Source organism: Paludisphaera soli (assembly GCF_011064595.1).
In the GTDB taxonomy this organism is placed as follows: Bacteria; Planctomycetota; Planctomycetia; order Isosphaerales; family Isosphaeraceae; genus Paludisphaera; species Paludisphaera soli.
The window spans coordinates 1-1,602 of sequence record NZ_JAALJI010000102.1 but is presented as its reverse complement, the minus strand read 5'-3'; the positions used below and the strand labels follow the sequence as shown (position 1 = coordinate 1,602).

General features: G+C 66.1%; 2 protein-coding genes. One reads left to right on the top strand and one right to left on the bottom strand.

The genetic code is table 11. From position 1 onward, the window contains the following. Positions 1–221: 221 nt before the first annotated feature. The gene (locus G6O68_RS31750) at positions 222–677 is read right to left on the bottom strand and encodes a hypothetical protein (RefSeq protein ID WP_165253754.1); all 456 of its coding nucleotides are present in this window, start codon (positions 675–677) and stop codon (positions 222–224) included. A 235-nt stretch (positions 678–912) separates the two neighbouring features. Here G6O68_RS31750 and G6O68_RS31745 point away from each other — a divergent pair, with 235 nt between their 5' ends. Further along, positions 913–1,452, top strand: coding sequence for a transposase (locus tag G6O68_RS31745; protein WP_240911591.1), 540 nt, complete (start codon positions 913–915; stop codon positions 1,450–1,452). Positions 1,453–1,602 lie beyond the last annotated feature (150 nt).

The window sequence follows — 1,602 nt, the reverse complement described above, 5'->3', positions numbered from 1 at the left end:
CGCCAGGGCTGTTTCGCACCGCAAACTATTGCTAGCAAAACGCTTGCGACCGGTGCCGCCGGGTGCGGCCTGCATGGTTTTCGGTCGACGTCGACATACCCAAATACGAAGCCTCACGGGGGGCCCTCCCCGCCGCGGCCTTTTGAGTCCACGACGTCGTGATCGACGCCCGCCGCCTCATCGCGGCGACGCCTATCGTCTCGCGGCGGCCGGCGTCGGGCTCAGCAGGAGCAGCAGGCGGGCATGCCGTTCATGGAGACGCAGCAGGCGCAGCCGGACGCCATCATGGCCGTCATGCAGTCGCAGCAGGTCTGGATGATCTTGCAGCACTCGGCGTCGCCGCTGGTGCAGGTGATGCAGACGCCGTCGTCGGTCATCTCGCACTTGCACATGTCCGTCGCCATGTTGCAGCAGCATATGGTCATGCCGTTCATCATCATGCAGCAGCTGCACATACCGCCGGCCATCATGGTGCAGAGGTTCTGCATCATGCTCGCCGACATCTTGTCGTCGGCCTTGCACGTCATCTTCATCCCGCCTTCGCACTTCTCCATCATGATCGTGCAGCGGGGGACCGTCATCATCTGCGAGCCGGTCGGCATCGTCGAGCCGGCGGCCATGCCTCCCATGCCCATGTTCATCCCCATCGCGCCCCGTTCCATCATCATCGCGGCCATTTGGATGTCCCCTGGTGAAGTTCGCCGACCTCTCGGTCGCTCGACTCGGGGGTCGGACGTCGCCCCCGCACTGCCCCAGTTTTAATGCAGGAAGGAGCGAGTTTCAAGCGGATACGTAAGAGAAAGTTTATGAGTCATGGCCTTCCAGATAAGCCTAACAAGGTCTGACAAAACCCTCTGGCATCCGGTTTGCGCCCTGCCTCGGTAGCCCTTCTCCATCGAGGAGACTACCGCCATGGCAAGTGCCCGCATGCCCGATGAGTTCTTCGAGACGGTCGCCCACCACCTGCCGCCCGAGCAACCCGTCGGCCCGAAGGGCGGACGGCCCTGCATCGGCCACCGGGTCGTCATCCGGGTGATCTGGTTCGTCCTGACCCCCGGCGCCCGCTGGGAGGACGTGCCGCCGGAACTCGCCTGCTCCGGGAGGACGGCGCACCGCCGCCTGCGGGCCTGGGAGGAGGCGGGCGTCTGGGACCGCCTCCATCTCGATCTGCTGGGCCTGCTGAAGCGGGCCGGTAAGCTCGACGCCGACACGGTGATCGTCGACGGCGTGACGGTGCGGGCCTTCGGCGGCGGCGAGGCGACCGGCCCGAGCCCCGTCGATCGCCGCAAATCCGGCACCAAGCACACCCCGCTCGTCGATCGCCACGGGGTGCCGCTGGCGATCCGCACCGCCGGGGCGAATGCCAGCGACCATAAGCAGATCATCCCGGTGGTGCTCGAATTCCCCCGGATCAAGGGCACGCCGGGCCGACCGAAGGAGTTGCCCGACTAACTGTACGCCGACCGGGGCTACGACAGCGAGGCGACGAGGGCGCTGTTACGGTGGCTGGGGATCGAGCCGCACATCGCCAAGCGGAAGACGCCACACGGCAGCGGCCTGGGGAAGGTCCGGTGGGTCGTGGAGCGGACCATCAGTTGGCTC

Excerpts from the sequence above, each read along its gene's own strand:
- G6O68_RS31750 (WP_165253754.1), bottom strand. The coding sequence starts at position 677 with ATGGCCGCGATGATGATGGAACGGGGCGCGATGGGGATGAACATGGGC.
- G6O68_RS31745 (WP_240911591.1), top strand. The coding sequence starts at position 913 with ATGGCAAGTGCCCGCATGCCCGATGAGTTCTTCGAGACGGTCGCCCAC.